Origin of the sequence: Bacillus sp. FSL K6-0994 (assembly GCF_038630815.1) — a bacterium.
Taxonomy (GTDB): domain Bacteria; phylum Bacillota; class Bacilli; order Bacillales; family Bacillaceae; genus Bacillus; species Bacillus safensis.
In genome coordinates this window covers 304,355-327,219 of the sequence record NZ_CP152043.1, presented here as the reverse complement: position 1 = coordinate 327,219, position 22,865 = coordinate 304,355, and the positions used below count along the sequence as shown (strand labels likewise).

The 22,865-nt window shown below is 43.0% G+C and carries 21 protein-coding genes; 3 read left to right on the top strand and 18 right to left on the bottom strand.

Annotation, left to right across the window (positions count from 1 at the left end; all coding sequences use genetic code 11):
- Positions 1–75: 75 nt before the first annotated feature.
- Positions 76–897: an ammonia-dependent NAD(+) synthetase gene (gene nadE, locus MHB69_RS01795; protein ID WP_342489781.1), complete on the bottom strand. Its 822-nt coding sequence runs from the start codon at positions 895–897 to the stop codon at positions 76–78.
- Between the two features lie 198 nt (positions 898–1,095).
- Positions 1,096–1,692 (bottom strand): urea carboxylase-associated family protein, encoded by a 597-nt coding sequence (locus tag MHB69_RS01790; RefSeq protein WP_034283248.1) that lies wholly within the window; start codon positions 1,690–1,692, stop codon positions 1,096–1,098.
- A gap of 112 nt (positions 1,693–1,804) precedes the next feature.
- Between MHB69_RS01790 and MHB69_RS01785 the strand changes: the two genes are divergently transcribed.
- Positions 1,805–3,121, top strand: a complete 1,317-nt coding sequence (locus tag MHB69_RS01785; RefSeq protein ID WP_034283246.1) for an amino acid permease — start codon at positions 1,805–1,807, stop codon at positions 3,119–3,121.
- Here the strand turns inward: MHB69_RS01785 and MHB69_RS01780 are convergent.
- The 7 genes from MHB69_RS01780 to MHB69_RS01750 all read right to left on the bottom strand — a co-directional run bounded on the left by MHB69_RS01780 (position 3,116) and on the right by MHB69_RS01750 (position 9,933).
- A complete protein-coding gene (locus MHB69_RS01780; RefSeq protein ID WP_342495933.1) occupies positions 3,116–3,874 on the bottom strand; it encodes a YqcI/YcgG family protein in 759 nt (252 codons plus the stop codon). The genes MHB69_RS01785 and MHB69_RS01780 overlap by 6 nt on opposite strands.
- A 191-nt stretch (positions 3,875–4,065) precedes the next feature.
- Positions 4,066–4,449, bottom strand: coding sequence for a UPF0715 family protein (locus MHB69_RS01775; RefSeq protein WP_252050056.1), 384 nt, complete (start codon positions 4,447–4,449; stop codon positions 4,066–4,068).
- A 307-nt stretch (positions 4,450–4,756) separates the two neighbouring features.
- Positions 4,757–5,386 carry a LysE family translocator gene (locus MHB69_RS01770; protein ID WP_024424337.1) on the bottom strand — a complete coding sequence of 210 codons (630 nt, stop codon included), beginning with the start codon at positions 5,384–5,386 and terminating at the stop codon, positions 4,757–4,759.
- Positions 5,387–5,478: 92 nt separating this feature from the next.
- A complete protein-coding gene (locus tag MHB69_RS01765; protein ID WP_034283239.1) occupies positions 5,479–6,669 on the bottom strand; it encodes an MFS transporter in 1,191 nt (396 codons plus the stop codon).
- Positions 6,670–6,723: 54 nt separating this feature from the next.
- Positions 6,724–7,770: a Gfo/Idh/MocA family oxidoreductase gene (locus MHB69_RS01760; protein WP_024424339.1), complete on the bottom strand. Its 1,047-nt coding sequence runs from the start codon at positions 7,768–7,770 to the stop codon at positions 6,724–6,726.
- Complete coding sequence (locus MHB69_RS01755; protein ID WP_342495932.1) at positions 7,767–8,633, bottom strand: HAD-IIB family hydrolase; 867 nt, start codon at positions 8,631–8,633, stop codon at positions 7,767–7,769. Before MHB69_RS01755 ends, MHB69_RS01760 begins: the two co-directional genes overlap by 4 nt.
- Positions 8,608–9,933, bottom strand: a complete 1,326-nt coding sequence (locus MHB69_RS01750; RefSeq protein ID WP_342495931.1) for a DegT/DnrJ/EryC1/StrS family aminotransferase — start codon at positions 9,931–9,933, stop codon at positions 8,608–8,610. The genes MHB69_RS01755 and MHB69_RS01750 overlap by 26 nt, the downstream gene beginning before the upstream one ends.
- A 109-nt stretch (positions 9,934–10,042) precedes the next feature.
- Here MHB69_RS01750 and MHB69_RS01745 point away from each other — a divergent pair, with 109 nt between their 5' ends.
- Positions 10,043–11,032, top strand: coding sequence for a LacI family DNA-binding transcriptional regulator (locus tag MHB69_RS01745; protein WP_034283236.1), 990 nt, complete (start codon positions 10,043–10,045; stop codon positions 11,030–11,032).
- Between the two features lie 44 nt (positions 11,033–11,076).
- On the opposite strand, the gene MHB69_RS01740 is transcribed toward MHB69_RS01745, so the two are convergent.
- The 3 genes from MHB69_RS01740 to MHB69_RS01730 form a co-directional block, all read right to left on the bottom strand.
- Positions 11,077–12,699 (bottom strand): L-lactate permease, encoded by a 1,623-nt coding sequence (locus MHB69_RS01740; protein ID WP_342495930.1) that lies wholly within the window; start codon positions 12,697–12,699, stop codon positions 11,077–11,079.
- A 43-nt stretch (positions 12,700–12,742) separates the two neighbouring features.
- On the bottom strand, positions 12,743–13,690 hold the full coding sequence (locus tag MHB69_RS01735) for an L-lactate dehydrogenase (RefSeq protein ID WP_065215362.1): 948 nt from the start codon (positions 13,688–13,690) through the stop codon (positions 12,743–12,745).
- 217 nt (positions 13,691–13,907) lie between these two features.
- Positions 13,908–15,338 (bottom strand): YfcC family protein, encoded by a 1,431-nt coding sequence (locus MHB69_RS01730; RefSeq protein WP_034283233.1) that lies wholly within the window; start codon positions 15,336–15,338, stop codon positions 13,908–13,910.
- A gap of 153 nt (positions 15,339–15,491) precedes the next feature.
- On the opposite strand from MHB69_RS01730, the gene MHB69_RS01725 reads away from it, so the two are divergent.
- Complete coding sequence (locus MHB69_RS01725) at positions 15,492–16,619, top strand: M20 peptidase aminoacylase family protein (protein ID WP_342495929.1); 1,128 nt, start codon at positions 15,492–15,494, stop codon at positions 16,617–16,619.
- A 48-nt stretch (positions 16,620–16,667) separates the two neighbouring features.
- Here the strand turns inward: MHB69_RS01725 and MHB69_RS01720 are convergent, their stop codons facing one another.
- From MHB69_RS01720 to MHB69_RS01695, 6 genes are all read right to left on the bottom strand, one after another.
- Positions 16,668–17,390: an SDR family oxidoreductase gene (locus MHB69_RS01720; protein WP_251232531.1), complete on the bottom strand. Its 723-nt coding sequence runs from the start codon at positions 17,388–17,390 to the stop codon at positions 16,668–16,670.
- Positions 17,391–17,500: 110 nt separating this feature from the next.
- Entirely contained in the window at positions 17,501–18,253 is a 753-nt protein-coding gene (locus MHB69_RS01715) for an alpha/beta hydrolase (RefSeq protein ID WP_065215364.1), read from the bottom strand.
- 107 nt (positions 18,254–18,360) lie between these two features.
- Positions 18,361–19,242, bottom strand: coding sequence for a glycine betaine ABC transporter substrate-binding protein (locus MHB69_RS01710; protein WP_034283229.1), 882 nt, complete (start codon positions 19,240–19,242; stop codon positions 18,361–18,363).
- On the bottom strand, positions 19,242–20,087 hold the full coding sequence (gene opuAB / locus MHB69_RS01705; RefSeq protein ID WP_034283343.1) for a glycine/proline betaine ABC transporter permease subunit OpuAB: 846 nt from the start codon (positions 20,085–20,087) through the stop codon (positions 19,242–19,244). Before opuAB ends, MHB69_RS01710 begins: the two co-directional genes overlap by 1 nt.
- Positions 20,088–20,097: 10 nt before the next feature.
- Positions 20,098–21,366, bottom strand: coding sequence for a glycine/proline betaine ABC transporter ATP-binding protein OpuAA (gene opuAA, locus MHB69_RS01700; protein ID WP_034283228.1), 1,269 nt, complete (start codon positions 21,364–21,366; stop codon positions 20,098–20,100).
- A gap of 399 nt (positions 21,367–21,765) precedes the next feature.
- Positions 21,766–22,860 (bottom strand): toxic anion resistance protein, encoded by a 1,095-nt coding sequence (locus MHB69_RS01695; RefSeq protein ID WP_034283225.1) that lies wholly within the window; start codon positions 22,858–22,860, stop codon positions 21,766–21,768.
- Positions 22,861–22,865: the final 5 nt, after the last annotated feature.

The window sequence follows — 22,865 nt, the reverse complement described above, 5'->3', positions numbered from 1 at the left end:
AATTTTTGGTTATTTTGTCAAATCCACTTGAAATTCGACATAAAAAAACCTCTCCATCATCGGAGAGGTTTCTTTTTATTTCCACCAGTCATCAAACATGGAAGCGGGTACTTGGCGTTTATGCTCTGATTGAACATAACGCTTTTCAATCGCTTCTGCTGCTTGACCTGAGACTGGTTTTCCTTCTAAGTAATCATCAATTTCATTGTACGTAATGCCGAGCTCTGTTTCATCCGTTTGCTGAGGTTTATCATCCAGCAGATCGGCTGTTGGTTTCTTTAAATACAGGCGTTCCGGTGCTTCTAGCGCTTCTAAAAGCGCCCGTCCTTGGCGTTTTGTCAAACCTGTGAGCGGGAGAACATCTGCACCGCCATCACCATACTTCGTGAAGAAGCCGGTTACTGCTTCAGCTGCATGATCTGTACCGATGACAAGCAATCCTTCCTCACCACCAACAGCATATTGCGCGATCATTCTCATGCGAGCTTTGACATTTCCTTTATTAAAGTCAGACAATGGGCCGCCCGTTTCCTTTTGATATTGATCACTGAATGCTGACACGGCAGGTGCAATATCATATTTCCACGACTTGTCTGGCTGAATAAATGATAGGGCGAGCTGTGCATCATCTTCATCCTGCTGGACACCATGCGGAAGGCGTACCGCAATAAAGACCGCATCCTCTTTTCCTTCTTGACGAAGCTCACTGACAGCAAGCTGTGCAAGACGTCCGGCAAGAGTTGAATCCTGCCCGCCGCTAATACCGAGAACAAATCCTTTTGCCCCGGTTTTTTTCAAGTACTCTTTTAGAAATCCAACCCGTTTTTCGATCTCCTGCTTTGGGTCAATTGAGGGCTGCACATGCAACTCTTGGCTGATCTTTTTCTGCAAACTCATACACTTTTCCTCCTAAGCATCCTCTACATGAAGAGAACAGGTTTTACTCACAATTCATTGATTTAATAACGTTTTTTGAATCTTCATTATACCATGTTTTCATCAAGAACATTTTGTTAGACGTTCCCCTATTTCTTAGATAATCAAACATTCACAAGTGAAAAAGACCATGTCTTTTTTGACTGGTCCTTTTCTTTTTTAATCGATTTCTACCCGTATGGATGTACAGCTTGATCCATTACACTTCCCAATATCAGCAGGACATGCAGACACGGCCACAATGAGGTCCATTTCAGCCCGCAGGCGAATGTAGTCACCGGGCAGCGATTTTGGCAGCTCGACAGACAGCTTTCCTTTTTCATCAATGACTGTATTCATAAAGGCATTAAAAGGATAGTACATATCCTCCTTTGGAATCCCAAAGGGCTCAAAGGCAGTCCGCAAATTGTCGTAGCATGTATGCATGACCTCTAAGTGCGTCCGGCCGTATAAAAGCTGATACATCTCTTGCCGGCAGGCGGGCATGTATAAATCATGGCATTCTACTGTATCTTCAATGATCGTAAACATCGGTTTATATAAATTAGAATAAAGCTTATCGCCTTTTTTCACTTTAGACGAGAACAAACTGTCCATCGTCGCACCTTGGTCAAATTTTTCATAAAAATCTTTTTCATGATAGGCCATCACATCTGCTACTTGCTGGCCTTCGACATCAACCACTCGCATACATTGGCCTTTTCCTAAACGAAAGCCGAGTCTACCCTTTGGTAAAATGACGTGTTCTCCGTTCATCACATGCACTCCTTTCCATGACAGTATGCCCAAAATGTCCCCTTGATCATGTATAAAAAAAAGAGGCGGTCACAAGCTAATGTCATTGAAATAGAAAGGTGTTGCACTTGCATTGAAAGAAGAACAATCTTTATCTTGGTGGCAGCTTTCTCTCATCGGAGTCGGCTGTACAATTGGCACTGGGTTCTTCCTTGGTTCCAGCATCGCCATTACAAAATCCGGTTATTCCGTCTGCATCTCTTTTTTGCTTGCTGCAGTCGGAACATATCTCGTCTTTAAACATTTAGCTGCGATGACAGCTGATAATCCTGATAAAGGGTCATTTTGTTCCTATGCTCGTAAAGCATACGGACGCTGGGCAGGGTTTAGCAATGGCTGGGTGTATTGGTTTGCAGAAATGCTGATTACAGGAAGTCAGTTAACCGCCATTTCTCTGTTTACCCGCCACTGGTTTCCTTCTGTTCCGCTTTGGGTGTTTTCTGCGATTTATTCCGCTCTTGCCCTTCTTGTGATTATCATTGGGCTTTCTTCTTTTCAAAAGACAGAAAACGTTCTTGCGGTACTGAAAACAGCGGCGATTTTTCTGTTTATGATTCTTGCGGTGCTTGTGTTATTCGGCATTTTGACAGAACATAAACCGACCCTGCATCTGCCTAATAAGGATCACGAATGGATGCCGCTTGGTCCGCTTGGTCTTTGGAATGGATTGATTTATGCGTTTTATGCATTTGGGGGGATTGAAGTCATGGGGCTGATGGCGGTTCATTTAAAGGACCCGAAGGATGCGGCAAAAGCTGGACGTGTCATGCTGATCATTCTAGCGGTCATCTATATCGTCTCGATCGGACTTGCTCTCTTGCTTGTCCCAGTGACAGCCTTTAATGAGAACAGCAGTCCATTTATTACATCATTAGAGCCGTTTCATTTATCGATCTTTCTTCATATCTTTAATGGCATTTTCATCATTGCTGGTTTTTCGACATTGGTTGCCTCTCTCTATGCGGTCACAACGCTGCTTGGCACAATGTCAGAGCATCAAGATGCACCTGCTTGCTTTAAACAAAAAGACCCATCTCATGTGAGGTGGTCTTCGATTATCTTAACTGCTGCTGGCTTAATTGTCTCAATTTTGCTTGCACTCTTTTTGTCCAAACACATCTACGAGCATCTCACAACAGCAGCCGGTCTTACCCTGCTGTACACATGGATCTTTATTCTGTTCTCAAGTAAAAAGCTATCCAAGCCATCCACCCGCCAAACGTGCGAAATGATTCTTGCGCTACTCTTAATTGGAGCCGCTGTATCAGGCACATTAACAGAGGCAAGCGGACGACCTGGCTTTTTTATCAGCCTTGGGATCATTGCAGTGATTGCCATCATGGTGCTATTTATGAGGAAAAAGTGGAAGCAGGATCAGACCGCATCATAATTTCATCATGTTTTTTAATGCAGTAAATGGACATTTGGCGGAGGCTGGTTTCTCCGCCTCTTCATCTGGGAGAAAGTATTGCTTCCATTCATGATTGGCCGGATCACCGTACCATTTTAATGATGGATGAACACTGACCTCATCATATGCTTTGAGCCGCTTGCGAACGAGCTGGCTCATTTTTTGTCCAAACTTGGTCGATCCATTCATTTTCTCAAACACCCACCTAGGCTGAAATGCCATCAAGAGATAAGGGTAGTGGCGGCTTTTTCTGAGCTTATGAGCAGGTGTGGAACACAAAATAAAATACGCCTCACCATGGAAGCAATACTCCCACTCATGATGATGAGTATCTAATGGGATCTCCTCAGGCCACGGTTCTTCATCTTTATGATGCAGCCGCTGAAGCAGCGACCAAAACTGCTGCTCAAACTCTTCAAGCGAACTTTCCTTTAAGTCCTGCGGTGTTTCAAAAAAACAGATAAATGAAGCATATTGACCGGTTTCTTTCGCACAGCCTTGATATTCTCTCAGCAGCTGGGCTAATTCATCAACCGCTTCCTCTTTCCTAGGGTCGCCGACAAACCCATAGCGTAAATGATCGAGAAAAAATCCCTGTCTTCCGGGTACACATGGGAATGTATCGGCTTCATCTCCTACCATCTTGCCAAATTGTGTGAAAGCATCCTGCTTCCATTCTTCTAGTGATCGTAGATTTTGATCAAGGCAACTTTTTGCATACAGCTGGGCCATTTCTTTACACCTCGTTTTAGCGTCTTCTCCATAGCCTATGAGGTGCAAATGGCTGTGGTGACTGTCCTTCCACGACTTTCCTATCGCATGACAAAATGGGGTTTCCATTCAAATTGAGCAGGTATTTGTTTCTTTTATTCTATTATGTATGATCAGACTAGTGTAAGTTAATAGAGAGCCTTTCGTCATACCTACGATCGATTATTCATCAAAAAAACGGAATCCAGCACCCAATAAATAAGGGCTGCGCAGAAGCTAAACAGATAGACTTTATAGCTCATGAACACAACAAGCCCATAATCAATCCATAAAGCCAAAGCCGAACAAACCAGCCATGCCGCAATAAAATAAATCAGTAAGTCACGGCTTCGAAACCTCTTAGGATGCCGGTGTAAAACAAACTGAATCGGTGCAGCAAAAATGACATAAGCGGACAAAATGAACAGACTGGTCATCTCCACATAACTAAAGCCCACTTCAGGCGGCATGAATAAAAACGTATAAACGAATGTTGCTGTGATGACTGATAAAATCAACATACACACATAGTTGAATACTGGCAAAAATATACGCATAGCAGAAGCTCCTTCAAACCATTTAATATTCCACCATTATTCAAGAATGTGTTATGTCTGTCAATCCTTACAAAAAAAACAGACTGAATGTGTCAGTCTGCTTCAGATTATTGACAAAGGGCTAAAATGATCTTTATTTTAGCCCTTTGTCTTCTATTCAGCGTGATAGAAAACCTTTGCAGTCTAGGAAGGGCGAGCATCGGAGCAGAGCGAATTTGACATTCGTGAGCACCTGAGCGCAGACCTGACAAAGAATGCGAGGGTTTGTCTACACGCTGAAACAGACTGAATGTGTCAGTCTGTTTTTCTACCCAATCAACGCCATGATCCCCTGATACCCAAAATAGGCGCCGAAACCAAGTAAAGATAGACCTGCAAGAACAGATAAGCCATGTAAAACACGTTCACTTAAATAACGCCTAAACGAACTAGCAAGCAGCGCCATACTGAAATCCCAGATCAGCATGCCGATAAAAATAGCCATACTGTACATGAGCATTTGGGAAGCTCCATACTTTTCGATCGTATTGGCTAAGATGCTGCCATAGATGCCAAGCCAAAACAAAATACTGAGCGGATTAGATAGAGAAATGAAAAATCCGGTCATAAACGATTTGCCAATTGATGTGTTTTCGCTGTCTTTTTTCGGACTCTCCTGCAAATTGATTTTACGCAGACTTTCAATGCCGGTATAGGTCAAAACGAAAAAGCCGAACAGCCACAAAAAGGTTTTTACAAGAGGTGCAGTCAAAAGCTGGGCGACACCAAAATAGATGAGAAGCATATAGACAATATCCGCAGCCATAGCCCCTACACCAAAAATCCACGCATGCCAAAATCCACTTTTAATCCCTCTGTCGATTTGGGCTGCATTGACTGGCCCAACAGGCGCTGAAAGTGACAACCCTAAAAAGATATAACCAAAAAACACCGCCACATAGACGTCCTCCTTTTGATGCTGACTTGTACATGTTATTCAAACTTTCTGCGTTTTAGTACAAGTCCTTTGTCATCATTTCAGGCGGATGCTTAGCGGTCTGCTTTCAGTGCCGACTGCTGCGCGTGTATTGTTTCTTTTTTCTTAGAACGATTCATTTGAATCGCAGCTGCAAACAGAAGAACAGCTAAGAAGGCAAATACAAAGACGGCACTTGCCGCTCCTGCCCATTCCAGACTAAATCCAATCAAAAAGGACAAGCAGGCTCCGCCTAAGCTTGCGGCTGCAATAAAATAACTCGTCGCCTCATCGATGGCATTTTCAATCATTAAGGCAGATGCTGTCAGTGCGATTGGGAACATGCCCGCTGCGCAAAGGCCGATGAAAAAGATGAGAATCAACTGCGCGGTGATGTGGGTTGTCAGAGCGAATATCACAAGCAGCAGAATCATCAGAGATGCGCTTAGCTTTAAAAAACGCAGCGGATGCAGCTGATCGGCTTTTCTCGCAATTACGGTTCTGCCAATGACGATCGCTGTCCAGAAAGTAGAGACCGCAAAGAGGCCCCAATTTTCTCCCCCTTTTTCCAGCATGATCGACGGCAAAAAATTCGCAAAGTTCGTTTCAATCCCTGCGTAGAAAAAGGCAAAGCAAATCATGATCACCACAATCATTCGATTATTTCGATCAACAAGCAAGGACGGTTTCCTCGTCCCTTCTGTGGAAGGAGCATCCATCTGTCCGTGAGGCAGTTTGTTCATAAAAACAAGCCAAAGCATAAGGAAAAATGTCAGCGCACCCACCTGAAATAAAAACACATACTGCCATGTCTGTTCTGTGACAGTCAGCAGAATCACTAGCGGGAATAACAGCGCACCTAATCCAAAAAAGACCTCCATGATACTGATTCGCTTTGCACTATTTGCCATCGAAATGACATATGCACCAGCTGTTGTCTCAAGACTGCCTGCGCCGCTCCCAAGAAAAAAACCTGCCAGCACAAGCGTTGTCCAGCCCGGCACCAATAGCCCCAGCAGAAGTGAGCCGATCATCAGCAAAAGACCCATGGTCAGCACAGCGCCATAGCCTTTTTTTCTCACTAGAATGGGGGATAACAGAACGCCTGTCAAAAAACCAATAAACTGAAAAAAAATTAAAGATGATAATTCCCCGGGGCCTTTATCGTAACTCGACAGCAAATAAGGCGTTAAGCTGCCAAAAAACACATGAATGGTCCCAATAAAAAAATAAAAGACACAGCCAAAATAAAATACCTTTTTCATCTTTTCACTTCCTCTAAAAAGGAGCGGAGTCATCACATCCTCCGCTCCACCTCTTTAATATGCCTGGGCAGAGACGACTGCCTCTTCCCTCTCAAAGCATGTATTGAGCGCAGCCTGCGCGCGATAACCATCTTCAAAATCAGCGACCTTCATATGAGATGGGTATGGATCAGTATTCACCCAATGCATCAGCTGATCGCGGAATGTATCGGACCATCCGTAAAATTCATTTGGCGGATCTGTCAGCAAAGTTTGCGGCATTTGATGACGCTCCACACACAATCCATCACTGATCTCATATTCGTTTTTCATGTTCGTATGGTATTTGAATACCTTGTCATGTCCAACGACTTCTACACTAAATCCACATTCCTCAGGCTGCGTGCTTTTGGATGTCACCAAATGAAAGAACACTTGATTCTCCATCTGCCCGAAAATTTCGGTATGATCATCCACCTGAACCTTTTTCTCTTCTTTTTCCTTTACATGTGTCAGCATCTTGGTGTTAAGTGATTCTTTCTTCATTTCACTGCCAAATAAGTACCACAGCATATCAATCAAATGAATGCCAAGATCCCCTAGTGCACCGCTCGTACGCAGACTTTCGCCGCTGTCTCTCCATGAAAATGTCTTTCTTCTAAGGGCACTGTTTTTCTTAAAATGAGTTCTAACAGTTAAAATGCGGCCTAATTCACCGTTAGCAATCAAGTTTTTCAATATATTCACAAAGGATAAATAACGATAGTTAAAGCCCATACTGGCTTGAACTTGGAACTGTTTGGCTGTCTCCACCATTTCCTTCGCTTCCTTCAGCGACACAGCCATCGGTTTTTCACATAAAATCGGCTGTCCTGCTCTTAGCGACTGAAGGGCATGGTCCTTGTGACAAAAATTAGGAGAAGCAATGATCAACCCATCAGATGCATCTGCCAGTGTCTCGATACTTGAATACACACGTCCGCCGTACTGTTTAATGAATCCCTGTGCGACCGACTCATGCAAATCATAGACACCGGATAATTCTGCACCTTTGATCGTTGATAATGCTCTTGCATGTGCTTTTGCAATATTCCCTGCTCCAACAATTCCAATTTTCTTCATGAATGTGCCTCCTCATGTTTATACATCACTGTTTTCAGTGTTTCATAGATTCCTTTTGCATACCCATGATGACAAATTTGGTGATGGTGCCGTTTGGCTTCGGCTGTCGCATTTTGGACAAGGAAACCGTGTGTGACGGATTGAAGCATCCGCAAATCGTTCCCGCTATCACCAAAGGCAAATCCTTGATCTTTCGATAAATCATATTGGTTTAGCATAAAGCGGACAATTTCATCCTTCCCTGTTCCGACTGGTAAAAAATCGACATCATAGCAATCCGCAGGATCTCCTGCAAGCGGGTTGCATTTGTTGATGTTGACCGCCACGCCTCGCTCTTTAGCCAGTGTTTGGATAAATGATAGATGATGAAGATCCGTTCGCTCATCCTGCTCCTGATAATAGAAATTCTTCTTATACCCTGAGCTGCCCAGCTGCGTTTGCGGCCTAAGGGAAATTCCCTTTTCTCGGATAGTTTTCAGGATGTCTTCGATTTTTTCATCTGAAAAGCCCTGCGCATCCAGCCTCTTCATCCACTCTGCATCTGGCTGTCCAAAATGAGCATCCGACGTATATACAATCTCAGTCCCTAAGTTCGACGCAATGAAATGCGGGAATTGATGAAAACCGCCCTTTTCCATTTTGCTCGTGACAGAATCGAGACTGCTTCCCGTCACCCAGCCCAGCAAGAGCATTCCTGTTTCACTCTTTTCTGCTACAAAGGCTTCCAGCCGCTTGATATCCTTTCTCTGCTCCTCTGTCATTCCGTGAGAATAATACGTTTCATCAAAATCACAGAAGACGATCCACTGCGGATTCTTCGGCTGATTCAGCAGTTTTTTATTGAATGGAAGACTTGATAACATGTTGAACCCCCTCGATGACCTTCTCCTGATCTTGCAGCGGCATTCCTGGATAAAGCGGCAAGTGAAGTAATTGCTGTGCTGCTTTTTCCGTGTGTGGAAGTGTCGTTTGTCTATATTTTTGAGAAACAAGATTTGTTTGATGCTGATGCGATAGAACCGGGTAATAGACATCTGTCTCTATGCCCATTTCCAGCAATTTCGCTGCCAGTTCATCGCGGTCTCCCTTCAGCACTCTGATCGGGAATAGATGCCAGACATGATCATCCGTCAGCTTCGGAAGCTTCATGTATCCTTCATCCTCAAGCGGTTGCAGCTGGTCAATGTACCGCTTGGCTAAATAAAAACGTTTAAAGTTTTGCAATCCTAAATACTTCATTCGTTCAAGTCCGATCGCTGCCTGCAAATTATCAATTTTCGAATTAAAGCCGTAGTCACTGCGTTTGACATTTTTCTTTCCAGCTTCAAAGCCGTGATAGCTGATCTCCATGCATTTTTCCGCTAGGGACTCATCATTTGTAGCGATGGCTCCTGCCTTTCCGCAGACCCCAAGGTTTTTGTATGGATTAAAGCTGAGAACAAGTCCATCTCCATAAGCGCCAAGGCCGCTGCTGCCAATCGCTTGACATCCGTCTTCAATGATTTTCAGCCCATGCTGTTTCGCAATCGCCGAAATCTCCTTCATATCCGCTTGCTTTCCATATAAATGAACCGGTAGAATGCATACCGTTTTATCTGTGATATGCTTCTCTATTTCACTCGGTGAGAGGCAGTAGGTTTCAGGATCAATATCGGCATATACCGGAACAGCCCCAATGGCAAGCACTGCATTTTCTGTTGCAGCAAAGCTATTGGCCGGCAAAATCACCTCGTCTCCTGGATGGACGCCTGCTGATATGAGACTGATCATCAATGCATCTGTTCCACTTGACGTGGCAATGACATATTTTTTCCCTAAGTACTCTGCAATCGCCTTTTCAAACGTCGGAATATATGGCCCTGAAGTAAAACGGCCAGAGCTCAATACTTCCTTCAGCACCTGCATAATATCATCGATTTCATCTTCTGAAATCAGTTTGTCAACTGGCAGAAACGGTATCTTTTTTTCCTTATTTTGTTTATAATGGAAGAGAATTTTTTCCAAACCTGTGCGCTCTATATCTTGCTCAAGGAACGTCACCAGCTTTTCATTTGCTAGATGCTTTTCAACTGAATCGGCCTTTACTTGAACACCTTGATTGATCATATCCAGCAAAGGAAGATAATCCTTGCTTTTACCTGATATCTTCGTCAATATTTGCATTCCATTCCCTCCAATTAATCAATTCCTTTTGTTAATATTTAACTTGTTTCACATTGTAAATGATGTTATCGATTTCAGAACAATAACTTTGTGTAAAGGATTTGTTAATATGTGTACAATTTATGAAATTGCCAAACGCTGCGGGGTTTCAACCACCACCGTTTCCAGAGTGCTAAACCATCACCCATATGTGTCAGAAGAAAAGCGGCAGCTCATTTTACAGGTGATGAAAGAAATGGAATATACACCAAGTTCAGCAGCCCGCACACTAAGGTCACATCAGACAAAGACCATTGCTGTGTCTGTTCCAGCTGTGGATCATCCTTTTTTTGCACAATTGATTAAAGGCATTTCAAAAGAAGCCCTTGATCAAGGATATAAAGCCATCGTGCTTCAGACGTTTTATCAAGAAGCATTGGAGCTTGAAGGGCTTCAATTATTAAAAAGAAAAGAAGTAGATGGGGTCATATTGGGGGCATTAGAAAATCAGTGGGAAAAGATCGAGCCATTTTTAACAAACGGCCCCATTGTCATGGCAAATGAATATCATCAAACAGCAAACATCCCGATTATTGGATACGATGAACGGGAAGCCGCCTATAAAGCGGTGGACTATTTGATTCGGTCGGGGCGAAAATCGATTGGGTTTTGTTTTGATACAGAAAGCAGTGAAGCGCAGAAGCAAAGGAAACAGGGCTATCTTGATGCACTCTCTGCTCACGGTTTGCCGCTGCAAGACGATTGGCTGTTTGGAGAGGCTTTTACCATTGAAGACGGCTTTCGCTTAATGGAGGTCATCCATCACATGAAGGAAGCACCTGATGCCATTTTCACCGGCAATGATCAAGTCGCAGCTGGGCTCATTAAACAGGCCATTTCATATGGCTATCAAATCCCCAAGGATCTAGCGGTCATCGGCTATGACAACCAAGACATATGTGAGGTGACAGCTCCAACGATCACCACGATTGACATACCGATCGTAGAGCTTGGCCAGCGGTCTGTACAGCAAATGATCGCACTCCTGCAAGACCAAAAACCATTGCAGCGTGAACATATCCAGCTGCCTACCCGGCTCGTGACAAGAGAATCTACATAAAGAAAAAGACTGAGATTTCTCTCAGTCTTTTTTAGTCTATCAACCTATACAAATTGAGCAAGCATGAATGTCCATATACATACAATACCGAGCAGAATGAAACTGTACTTCACGGTTTTTTTGAAGAGCTCAGATTCTTTCCCTGTTTCTCCAACAGCTGCTGTAGCGATAGCGATAGATTGTGGAGAAATTAATTTCGCCATCACACCACCGGTCGTATTCGCCCCAATTAACAAACCTGCTTGTGAGCCGATTTGAGAAGCAGTGACCGCTTGAAGGTTACCGAATAAGGCGTTGTTACTCACGACAGATCCCGTAATAAACACGCCGATCCAGCCAAGCACCGGGCTGACAAGCGGGAACAAATCGCCTGTTTTGGCAAGAGCAAGTCCAATGGCTGAACTTAGTCCAGCAAAGTTTGCCAGGTTGGCAAAGCCCATGACAAAACAAATAGTAAGAACAGGAACCCAAAGCTCTTTCACCGCTGCTTTTAAGCAGACAGCGCCTTCTGTTAATGTAATATGTCTGCTAAACAGTCCAGTCAGCATGACCGCAATCAGAATGGCAGTACCCGTTGCACTGATGACATCAATTTTAAAGATCGCATCAATTGGTGTTTCCGTTTGGGCAATTGGTGGTAATTTCACAATTTGCTGATGTAAAAAGGGCATTTTCACTAAAATGGTCGTCCAGTTAAGCGGTCCTCCTACAGCAAACAATGCTTTAAATGCCGGCAGACTCCATACTGTAATAACAGCAGTTAAAATATAGAACGGAGACCATGCTTTCAGTATTTCAACGCCGCGATACGTTTGTTTTTGTTCAATATCTGGCGCTCCTTCTTCACGATAAATGTGTTTTGGCTGCCATTTCCGAAGGAATAAAGCTAAAACTCCCATACTTGCCAAGGCAGAAATAATATTGGCAAGCTCAGGTCCCATCGTCACCATTGTGACAGCTTGCAAAATGGCATAGGTTCCACTCACAACAAGCAAGGCTGGCAGCGTTTCTTTGATTCCTTTGAATCCATCTACAATCAGAATGAGGAGGAACGGAATACAGAATGAAATAAACGGGATCGTATATACAAGGGTTTGAGATAACGCAAGCGGCGTCATATTGCCCATTTGCGCCCCTGTAATCACTGGAATGCCTACAGCACCAAATGCACCAGACGCAGCATTGGCAATTAAGCAGAGCATCGCAGCTTTCAGCGGTTTAAACCCAAGCTCTGTTAAGAGAGCGGCACTGATCGCAATCGGTACACCAAACCCAGCAGCTCCCTCTAAAAATGCGTTAAAGCTAAAACCAATTAATAAGAGCTGAAGACGTTGATCTTGAGAAATTCCTGCAATACTAGATCGAATGACATCGAACTTACCAGATTTCACGGCAATTTTATAGAGCCATACCGCCATGATGACGATATATCCAATCGGCCACAGCCCATTAGATATACCGAGCAGCACAGCAGATAATGCCTTTTCAACTGGCATATGAAAGAAGAAAACAGCTGTTACAAAACTGACGATTAAGGTAAAACAAGCGGCTAAAACACCTTTTAGCTTAAAAACGGTTAATGCAAGAAGGAAAAACAAGATTGGGAGCATTGCCACCAATGCACTGACGAATTCATTACCAAACGGATCATATATTTGCTGCCACATAGTGATTCATCCTTTTCTGCTCAGATAGGTTGCTTTTGATTGATTAAAAATGAGGAGCCAAAATCTCTTTTAACACATTCACACTGTGTGCAAATTTTTCTTTCTCCGTGTCGTTCAGTGTGAGCTCCATTACTTCTGTTGCGCCATTTCGATTCACAAGGGCAGGTACACCAATGTAGACATCTTCTGCTCCGTACTCTCCATCTAAGTAAGTGCTGACAGTTAAAATGCTGTTTTCATTGTGCAGGATCGCTCTTGTAATGCGGGCTAAACTCATTGCTACGCCGTAATAAGTGGCGCCTTTTTTCTCAATGATTTGGTAAGCGGCATGACGGACATTTTCCATGATTTCATCTAAGTCTTCTTGTTTGTATTGATCATTTCTCTTCATTAATTCTGTAATCGGCACACTTCCAATATTTGCATGACTCCAAACAGCAAGCTCTGTATCTCCATGCTCGCCAATGATGTACGCATGCACGTTGTGTGTCGCTGCGTCAAAGTACTCACTGAGCATGTATCTAAATCTTGCCGTATCAAGCGTCGTACCACTGCCAATCACTCGTTCTTTTGGAAGACCACTGAATTTCCAAGTCGCATATGTCAAAATATCGACTGGGTTTGTGGCTACTAAGAAAATACCGTCGAATCCACTTTTCATCACGTTTTCTACAATGCCTTTAAATATATTTAAATTTTTCTCAACAAGGTCAAGTCTTGTTTCACCTGGCTTTTGGTTTGCACCAGCACAGATACAGACGATATCTGCATCCTTACAATCCTCATAATCTCCATACCATGTATTCACAGGATGCGGCGCAAATGCTTTTCCGTGGTTTAAATCCATCACGTCACCCATTGCTTTGTCTTGATTCAAATCGATGACAACCAATTCATCTGTGATTGCTTGATTTATTAATGTAAAGGCATAACTGCTGCCGACGAAACCTGCTCCAATAAGGGCTACTTTGTTTACTTTTTCGTTTGTCATTTATCTCATCCTCCTGAGTAAAACTAGGCTGTTTTTCTTATGTGAAGTATTTCACATTCTTATTGTGCAACATTTCACAAACTTTTGCAAGGGAGCTGCTCAAAAAAAATATGTAGCGAATTTGTGAACACATTTATTGTGCTTTCAAAGCGCCCGCTCCATACATATTTCCACAAGAAAAAAGCTGCCAAACGCTCGTCGGCAGCTTCCTACATATTTAATAAGGTCCCCAGTTAATCATAACCCCGATACAAATAAATACAAGACCGATGACAAACCAAATGAGGGCAAGCGGCACCATAAAACGCAGCCACTTTACATAAGGAATACCACTTGCAGCAAGCACAGCCATCAACACACCGGAAGTCGGATTGATACAGTTGACCACCCCTTCACCAAGCATTACCGCTTCTACAGCGACCTGTCTTGTGATGCCCATTAAATCAGCGAGCGGCGCAAGAATTGGGATAAAGACAACGGCTTCTCCTGATCCTGATGAAATCAAAAAGTGAAGAAGCGCACTCGCAATGTACATCCCGATCGCACCAGCGATGGGACTAAAGCCTGTCAGCATACTCGCCAAGCCATTGACCACTGTATCAAGCAGCTTCCCGTTTTCTAAAATGACTGAAATACAGCGTGCCATCCCAACAATAAGTGCGCCGTATACAAGGCTTTGGCATCCGATAATAAACGTTTTCGCAATATCATTGGCAGCTAATCCGCCGAGCAGTCCAGCGACGATAGCCATAAAAATGAACACACCCGCCATTTCCTTATCGGTCCAGCCAAGCTGAAGTGCGCCATATAAGAAACCTCCAAGTGACAATCCGCACACCGCTAAAATCAGCTTATGTCTGCCAGTAAATGCAGGCTTGTCCACAGATTCCGCATCGGCTCCGCCAAGCCCCTTAGCAGGAAACCATTGATCGCCAAGGATGCTTCCCTTTTCTTTATTCTTCAGACGTCTTGTATATAAATAGATGTACACAATACTAGAAATAAGAAAACAAAGATAAATAATGACACGCAGGCCGATGCCGGAAAAGATCGGCAGCTCTGCAATTGTTTGTGATAAACCTAATGGAGATGGAGATAAAATCGTTGCGTTAAACCCTGCATAACAGCCGATGTATATGACAGCGGCTCCTGCTACAGCATCCCATTTCAAGGATCGTGCCACAATGATGCCGATTGGAATAAACCCAATGACAGAATTCACGACAATTCCGGTCGTTCCAAGGACTGAAAATAATCCCCCAACAATACAAATAAACAATAATTGCTTCGTTTGAAACCGGCTGATGACATGGTGAATCATCCCGTTAATAGCACCTGTCTTCTCCAAAATGGCAATGGTTCCGCCCGTAAATAGAATCAGAAAAATAATAGAAGAGGACCCTACCATTCCTTCTTGTATCGCTGTGAAAAAGCCAACTGGACTCACTGGTGATTGATCAATACGGTGATAGCTGCCAGGAACGGCTGTTGTGATCTCCCCAGATGTCTTTCGGTCAAACTCACCCGCTGGTACAAAATACGTTGCTATTGTACAAATCAGTGCAATCATAAATAAGAGAACATACGCATCCGGCATTTGAAGTTTTCGTTTTTGTTTCTCTGGTGCTGATACTGTCGCTGTTTTCATGTGTCAAAACCCCTTTGTCCCGATCGGAATTTCACTTAATTTTCAGAATAATCAAATGATGTGTTATATTATAAACACTGTTGATATTTAAGATCAATATTATTTCACTAAAATAATGTTTTGACAGATTATCTGTCAGCAAGGAGGCTTCTCATGACAACTTTGACAAACGAAATGAAACAAACCGTGACAGACATCTTTGAACACTTGCATGCCCATCCAGAAATCAGCTGGGAAGAAACAGAAACGACTGCTTATATTGAAGATATATTGAAAAAATTGGGCTGCAAAACTCAAACATTTGACGACTGTACAGGGGTGATCGGTGAAATTGGAGAAGGCGCACCAGTGGTCGCTGTGAGAGCCGATATTGATGCACTTTGGCAGGAAGTAGATGGTGAGTTTCAAGCCAATCATTCATGCGGCCACGATGCACACATGACAATGGCTCTCGGCACCTTCATGGCATTAAAGGAAAAAGAACGCCCGAACGGCACGATCCGTTTCATCTTTCAGCCTGCCGAGGAAAGAGGCGGCGGGGCGCTGAAAATGATTGAAAAAGGTGTGCTCGCAGATGTCGATTTCTTATATGGCGTACATGTGCGCCCAATCCAAGAAACATTAAACGGACGCTGCGCTCCTGCTATATTGCACGGATCAAGTAATCATTACGTCGGCACCATTATTGGCGAGGAAGCGCACGGTGCACGTCCACACCTTGGCGTCAACGTCATAGAAGTGGCTTCAACCCTCGTGCAGAGACTCGCGCATATCCATGTCGATCCAAGAGTCGCGCATTCTGTCAAAATGACCAATTTACATGCTGGCGGGGGCAGCTCAAACATCATCCCAGGCAAAGCCTCTTTTACATTAGATGTACGGGCACAAACAAACGAAGTGATGGATGAACTAGAAAAAGAAATTGAAAGAGCGGTTCATTCTGTAGCGGATGCCTTTGGCGCTTCCATTACACTTTCAACAGACCATCGTCTGCCTGCCGCCACCTTAAATGAAGAAGCTGTCCAGATCATGTCTCATGCAATTGCACAGGTTCTAGGAAAAGAGCAGCTAGATCCCCCGATCGTCACAACAGGTGGAGAGGACTTTCACTTTTATGCAGCAAAGCTTCCGCATATCAAATCCACGATGCTCGGTTTAGGCTGTGATTTAAAGCCCGGTCTTCATCATCCGTATATGACCTTCGACCGCTCTGCTATCTTTACTGGCATTGAGATTTTGACCGAGGCTGTCTATCAAACACTCCAGCAGCATTCATCATAAATGAAAAAGCCACCCGCCTTCTCTTCAGGGCGGGTGGTCTGCTTTATATTACGCATTCAGATCTGCCATGGCTGGAACGTTGATTTCTTTCACGCAAGATACCCTTGATAAATGAATCACGCATCTCGCAAGCTCCACAATATCCTGAACAGGGATTCTCGTTTCATCATAAAGAGTGATGGCCTTTTCGGCTCCATCTTCATACGGAACCTCCGCCGCCAGTTCTCCTGGATTGATACAGGTGACGGATATTTTATCTTTCCTCACATGCTCTCTCAGTGCATTCACAATTCCGCGCAGGCCAAATTTAGATGCAACAAACGAGACCTGCGGCAGGTTCGTATGATCGAGACCCGCCGTTGAGCCAATGACGATGATTTTTCCATTCTCCGATTTCCTTACGTGAGGAAGCAGTGCCTGGATGTACGTAATGGTTGAGGTGACATTCACATTGATTAAATATGCAATATCCTCTGGCTGATCGTGATCAAAGGAATAATCGTCTTCAAAGCCTCGTTTTTCCCATAAACCGACGTTATAGATGAGTACATCAATCGTCTTGTTCTCAAGTGCTTCGAGCATATAAGGGATATGTGTTTGGCTTGATAAGTCGATTTTCAGCCAAATTCTATGTACACCGTCATCTATGTTCAAACTGCTTGGTTCACTTCGCGACACAATCCAAACTGTATCTCCACTTGATGGAAGACCCTTTACAAAAGCATCTCCTAACCCTTGACTTGCACCGAATATGATATAGTTTTTACTCATAGCTCCTCCTTCTAGGACACACAAACTGTAAGCGTTTTATACCTATATCATACAGATTCTAAGAGCCCGGCGCCCCTTTTATGCTCGTCTTCACTTATTGATTGGCGCAGCTACTGGATTTCCTTTAATTCGACTGGTAATGCACGTGCCTCTATAAAGTTTATGACCATTTCTGTAAAAAGTTCTTTCTTTTCAAAAGTAAATGTATGCCCAATACCGGGAACAACGACGCCTGTTGCCTTCGGATGTGAATTCGTTATTTTTTTTGCTGACCGTTTCATGATGCCTTTTTCTTTTTCTCCCACTGTGACAAGAATGCGTGCCTTCGCTTGCTGAAACGTGTCTGGGAGCTTGTAATGGAGGTTTTCCTGAAACATCGTAAGAAGGGTTTTCTTTTGCAGATGTTTCGATTCCGCCGCATAATGATGCAGTACATGTTGCGGGAGCCCCATCTTTTCGGCTTGGAGCTGAATAAACCAATCTTTCTTTAATAATGGATACGTCAGTGGCAAAAGGGGCCTCACCATGAAGTGGAGCCATGGCAAAGGCATCACAAGAGCGCTATTGATAACGGCTATGTCTACGATATCCGGCTCTCTTGATAACACATCAACGGCAATCTGCGCACCTAAAGAAAATCCAATCAGAATCACTTGACGGCCATTCGCGTTTTCCTTGATCCATGAGATGACTTCACGGGTGCTTTCATTCATTGAAAATATCTGTTCTTTTGCTCTTGTCCCGTGTCCAATGAGATCAGGGGCAAAGCATTCATACGTGTTTTTCAATATTTCAACCTGCTCCTGCCACATCCAGCTGCTTACTCCTCCACCATGCAGAAAAATCATGATTGACTTATCCATCGCCCGACAACTCCATCCTTCTATATAAGAAAAAAGCAGCCGCTTTTTGAGCAGACTGCTTTTTCAACATGCTCCCTTCTATTATAAGGGAACCACTACATCATTGACTATTTTTTCAAATCCTCAATGGAGTTTACGTTCTTCATATATGTCGGGACAACTAGCCCCATTCGAAGACCTTTCATACTTGTACCAAGGTCATCATATTTTCCTTTAAACTTCGCTGCATACGTTTTATGCGTATTTGGCAGCCAAGCGGATAATGATGCATCCGCACTTCCGGTTGCAATTGCTGTCCACATCGGACCTGCTTCAACCTGAGTCAAAGTTACTTTAAACCCGAGTTCACGCAATACTTCTGCTGCAACATTGGTACTTGCAATCTCACTATCCCATGCAACGTAGGCAAGATTCACTTTTCCACCATTCGACTTTTTCACGCCTTTTGTCCATTTCGCTACTTGGTCTTTATGTTTTTTCACATATTTTAAGGCGGCATCCTTTGGTTTCACACCATCTTGGATATCAATCATGACTTCGCCCATGTCATCTTGAGACCATTTAAACTGACTAAGCATTTTAGCTGCTTCCGGCTGATCCTTCGCAAAGCCTTTACGTGAAATCGTATGAATTTCTTCCGCTTCACCGTAAGATTTTTTTGGATCATCTAAATATTTTAAATCATAGCGGGAAAACATCCAGTGTGGATTCCAGCCAGTGATAATGATTGGTTTTTTACGGTCGTATGATTTTTTGAGCGTTGCCGTCATGGCTGCACTTGATGCAGACACAACCGTCCAATCCTCTAAGCCATAATCCTTTTTGGCCTGATCGGTTAGGGCCATAATACCTGAACCCGGATCAATCCCAATAATCGTTTTATTGACCTGCTGTGCTGCACTTGCATTTGAATCCGATTGTGCACCGCAAGCGGCTAGTAAAAAGACGAGCAGGGCGGTCATCCCAATGTAGAGAGACTTTTTCCACATTAAGCATTCCCCCTGGTTTTTTTCGTTTTAATATTTTGTGTAATACGGTCGAGTGTAATCGCCACAATAACAATGGCAATACCTGCTTCAAAACCAATACCTGTTTTCAGCTGCGTTACCGCACTATATACTTCTGAACCAAGTCCTGGTGCACCTACCATTGCGGCAATAACGACCATGGATAGAGCCAGCATGATACTTTGGTTAATACCAGCTAAGATGGTTTTTGTTGCAAGTGGAAGCTGAACTTTGAATAAACGCTGGAATGTCGTTGAACCAAAAGCTTCAGTTGCTTCAATTAAATCCGCTGGTACTTGTTTAATACCGAGAATGGTCATACGAATCGTTGGCGGCATGGAGAAAATAACCGATGCCACAACCCCAGGAACAACCCCAATGTTAAAGAAAAAGATCGCTGGTAATAGATAAACGAATGCAGGCATTGTCTGCATTAAATCTAAAATAGGTGTCACAATTTTACGCACAGTTTCCTTCTGTGATGCCCAAATACCGATCGGAACCCCGATCACGATAGAAATGACCACAGCGGTCAGAACGAGCGCAAGTGTTTGAAGCATTGGATGCCAGTAGCCTAAATAGTCGATCAGTAAAAATCCAATAAGTGTGAAAAGAGCAACTCCTCTTGTACTGATCCACCAAGCAATGCCGGCAAAGATAAGGGTTAAAATAATGGATGGAATGACGCCAAGTGCAGCTACAATTCCATTTACTGTTCCAGCTAATCCATTTGTGATGCCATCAAAGAAACCACCAAACGTTAATGTTAACCAGTCAACAAATCGATCGATATAATCCGCGAACGGAATTCTAGGTAAATCACTCATACTAAACATCTTATTCTACCTCCTGTGCAGAAGGCTCTTGTGTCTTAATTTCCTCTAGCTTGTTAGAAGACATGTTGATATATTCATCATTACCTGATAATGCACCAATCAATGCACCTCTGACCACAATGCCCTTCATTCTGTTTTTCTCATCTACAACTGCAATTGGAATGTTTGCCGCATCAGACACTGCATCAAAGATTTCTGTTAAATACGTTGATTCCAATACTGTGGTAAATTCTTTATCAAGAACAGTTTCAAGCGACGCTCCCGTTTCTGCTGCTTTTTTCGCTGCTTGTGCAGAAATAACACCTAATAAATGCTTTTTCTTATCTACTGCATAGATAGACGAAATCCCAAGGTTTTTCATGAGCGTAAGCGCAACACGGGCTCCTTTATCGATCTGAACTGTTTCTGCACGTTTCATAATATGACCAGCGGTTAATACTTTAGAAAGGTCAACATCTTCAACGAAGCGTTCAACATATTCATTCGATGGGTTCATCAGAATTTCTTCTGGTGTTCCGATTTGAACGATATTTCCGTCCTTCATGAGTACAATGCGGTCACCAATACGAAGCGCCTCATCTAAATCATGGGTAATGAAAATGATCGTTTTTCCTACAGATGTATGAAGCTCAAGCAATTCATCCTGCATATCTTTCCGAATTAATGGATCTAGTGCGCTGAATGCTTCATCCATTAATAAAATGTCAGGGTCATTTGCTAAAGCACGTGCCAATCCAACACGCTGCTGCATACCACCACTTAATTGATTTGGGTATTGCTCTTCAAAACCTTCAAGTCCAACAAGCTTTAAAGATTCAAGCGCTTTTGATCTGCGCTCTTCTTTATCTACACCTTGCAATTCAAGACCATACTCTGTGTTCTCAAGAATTGTACGGTGCGGGAACAATGCGAAGTTTTGGAAAACCATGCTGATCTTTTTCCGTCTGACTTCACGCAATTGATCCTTTGACATATTTGTTATCATATCCCCATCAATATATATTTCACCGGAGGTTGGTTCGATTAACCTGTTTAGCATCCGCACAAGTGTGGACTTTCCGCTCCCTGATAGCCCCATGATGACAAATATCTCGCCGTCATAAACATCAAAATTTGCTCGATTGACACCAACAGTTGCGCCGGTCTCTTTTAGGATTTCTCTTTTTGTTTTCCCTTTTTCAAGCATTTGAGATGCTTTTTTAGCATTTTTACCGAAAATTTTAGATACATTATTTATCTTGATTTTGATATTTCTCTCTTCAGAATTCATATTTTCCCTCCAAATTAGCATCTTTATAACCGTAACATAAGCGTTATGATGCGAACAATCTTTAGAATTCGCTTATTTCCCCACAATATGTATGAATTCCATATAGAGGTCTGGTCATTAGAGTTTATACGCCGTATTACTCGTAAATCCTATAGAATGCTTCATAAACTACATATTTTACGGGGTATTTCCTCTCATCAGACAATATTTTACTGGAAATTCCTAATTGTACTAAAAAATAAGTCGAATCCTCGTTATAGCGTTTTTTTGAATCATGGGCGAACCATTCCCCTGAACAGGATTTACCCGAAAATGGTCACATAAAAACCTTTTTTCTCAAATTTTATTTAAATTCATAAAAAAACTGCCTGCAACTTTAGTTACAGACAGCTTGTTTTTTTAGGACTCCAGGGCAGCCCGCTTAATATTATCTTGAAGCTCAAGCATACGTTTTGTTCCATCTTCGCGTAATCGCTTGTTCTCTTCTTCGATCTGTTTCGTCTCTTTCATCCCTTGTACAATTGTATTAAAGGAAGATTCGATCGTTTCAATGTCGATGCTTGGACGGCCAGATAATTTGGCAATCTCCACACTTTGACTTGAAATGTTTTCAGCATTTCGTTTCAGCATTTCATTTGTTCTTCTATCCAGCTCACTCATAGAATCAGCCACAAGCTTTTGTCTCTTCGCTGTAACAGCTTGAATGATCCCATTTTTGAAAATTGGAATCGTGATGATGAAGGCAGAGTTGATCTTCCCGATTAATTTCGTATTCCCGCGCTGAAGCAAACGGATTTGCGGTGCTGTTTGAAGCGCCACCATTCTTGCCATATCAAGGTCATACACACGCTCTTCAAGCGCTTGAATGCCATTACGAAGCGTATCAAGCTCCATCTGCGCCAGCTGGTTTCCACTAGCTGCTTTTTCTTCATATGAAGGAACCAATTGCTTTAATTCTTCGATTTTCATTTGACCGGCTACGACATACTTTTCAAGCTCCATATAGTATTGAATGTTATGCTCATACATTTCTTCAAGCGTCACAGTCGATTTGGTCATTTCATCTTTATATTTACTAATTTCTACATTAATTTTTTCAATCTCTGCACCGAGGGTTTGATATTTACTAAAAATCTTTTCAATCATGCTGCCGCCGCGCTTAAAGATTTTTGACAACAAACCACCCTTCGGTTCGTCAAAATCATTTTTATCAAAGCGATCCATAATCTTGCCAAGCTGCGTCAGCATTGTTCCTGAGTCAGTGACACTTGTTGAACGCATCATTGAAAGGATACGATCAGAGAACTTAGAGATTTCAACGGCCGGCTGTTTTCCGTATTCAAGAAGTTCAAGCTGATTTTTCGCATCGATCTGTCTCGCAATATTTTGCACTTCTGGTTCATTTCGAAGCTGAACGCGAATATCGTCTGCTTTCTCAATCGTGATTTCCTCTTTATCAATTGAAATGATGTCATTTCCGTTTGTATTTGTCATAAGCT